Annotated in this window: 2 protein-coding genes and 1 pseudogene; 1 reads left to right on the forward strand and 2 read right to left on the reverse strand. The window is 44.8% G+C overall.

The window, feature by feature from the left end:
• Nucleotides 1-117 precede the first annotated feature (117 nt).
• Nucleotides 118-450, reverse strand: coding sequence for a transposase (locus M4I42_RS16765; RefSeq protein ID WP_268853173.1), 333 nt, complete (start codon nucleotides 448-450; stop codon nucleotides 118-120).
• A gap of 117 nt (nucleotides 451-567) precedes the next feature.
• Here M4I42_RS16765 and M4I42_RS16770 point away from each other — a divergent pair.
• Nucleotides 568-1059: pseudogene (locus M4I42_RS16770) on the forward strand (DUF4351 domain-containing protein); the annotation flags it as partial.
• Between the two features lie 305 nt (nucleotides 1060-1364).
• Here M4I42_RS16770 and M4I42_RS16775 read toward each other — a convergent pair.
• The coding region (locus M4I42_RS16775; protein WP_268853174.1) for a DUF5626 family protein at nucleotides 1365-1687 on the reverse strand (323 nt) is incomplete at its 5' end.

Raw genomic sequence — 1687 nt, forward strand, 5'->3', positions numbered from 1 at the left:
GTTAATGAACAAGGAATCAAGATCCTAGAAAGTGAAGAAGTAGGGGATATTCGCAAATGGTGAGTGCAATCCCAAACAATTGATATATACATCCAAATTGACATTTTAACCTCTGATTCACGCAGCACACCCGATGCGGCGTAACACCTCATCTGGGTGCTGTAAGACGTGCTGTTCAAACCGAGTAATCGACTGGGCGATGTCTTTTTGATCTCTATGCAAGACGTTGGCAATGACTTCATCTTTTAGCCACTTCCATAGCCGTTCAATAGGGTTTAACTGTGGGGAATACGGTGGCAAAAAGATAAAGTGAAAAGTAGTACCTTTTTCACTATCAAGGAACGCTCGCACCATCTTGGCATGATGAATACGCACGTTGTCCAACACAAGCACGATGAATCGATTCGCATATTTCTCTTTCAACAGATGTAAAAAGTCTAGAAACGTCATGAAGCACGATGAAATACGACGTCCCCTTGTTGCACGTCGACTGCGACAAAAATGGACACCTGAGCGTGGTGACCGTAGCCCGGACTTGTTTTTGATCGAACAGTGCCAGGCACTGTTCGCCTTTTAACGGTGAAGCTGCGCAAACAGCCGTGGCGTCAGTATATTCATCAAGACAATCCCGTCGCCGCCGCTTTGCTAAGCAAAATGGGGTATAATGAAGATGAGAAAGTCGAAGTGAAAAAGGAGTTTTTGCGCATGCTCGTCCGCCTCGAGCTCGATGAGGCGAAACAGCGGCTGTTGTTCGGTTTTTTCGAGACGTATTTGCGGCTATCCGAAGAGGAGGAAGCGAAACTGCGAAACGAGGTGAGCCAAATGGAAACGAAGGAAGCGAAGCGTGTGATGGAGCTCATTGTCTCATACGAACAGCGGGGGATGGAAAAGGGAATCCAACAAGGAATCGAACAGGGGATGAAGCAAGGACGCCAACAAGGGATCGAGGAAGGGAAGCTCGACGTGGTGAAGAGAATGCTGGCGAAAGGGTACGATGTCGACACGATCCACGAACTGACCGGGCTGCCGGTCGAGACGATTAAAAAGGTGAAGCAGTAAGTCGGATGCCCCCTGGCTAGAGCGAACGTCGCCGCCCGCAATGGCGTCAAATCCCTCATAAAGGGCGGCGACCGTCTTGTTAGAGCCTTCGGACGTTTCGTTCCCAGGGGAGGTTTTTGGAAACGCCGTGTTTTGGGAACTTTTTCGATTTATGAACGGCGTTTTTCTTTTATTATCAGTCTTCTAATTTTTTACCGTTTTCTCACGAATTTAACAACCATAAAAACAGCTAAAATAACGACACCTATAAAAAGGTAGCCTAAAATAGACGTAATGGTGGTCAGCATGTCCCATTCTCCTTTTTGTTAATTGGTACCGGTATACAATGTTTGATCCTTCACACGAGCATATAAATAAATAGTCCATTCTCCACCCCAAATGCTATTAAGGGTTAGATGATATCTAGCTTCAGCGGGCAAAGTATATGTTTCTGTTTTTCTAAGAATAGAGACCCAATCTTTTTTAACAGTGTAAGGCGGAGTTATAAAATACCATCCATTATAAGCTCGTGTTATTGTGGCTAACCCAGTACTACCAATATTAATATCCACATAAAAATGATAATTGACAGTTCCAGAGTACCAATAAATCTTCCAAGTGCTATTCCCTGTACCGATTTTATATGAAG

Source organism: Anoxybacillus sp. J5B_2022, from assembly GCF_026847645.1.
Lineage (GTDB): Bacteria > Bacillota > Bacilli > Bacillales > Anoxybacillaceae > Anoxybacteroides.

Excerpts from the sequence above, each read along its gene's own strand:
- M4I42_RS16765 (WP_268853173.1), bottom strand. The coding sequence starts at position 450 with ATGACGTTTCTAGACTTTTTACATCTGTTGAAAGAGAAATATGCGAAT.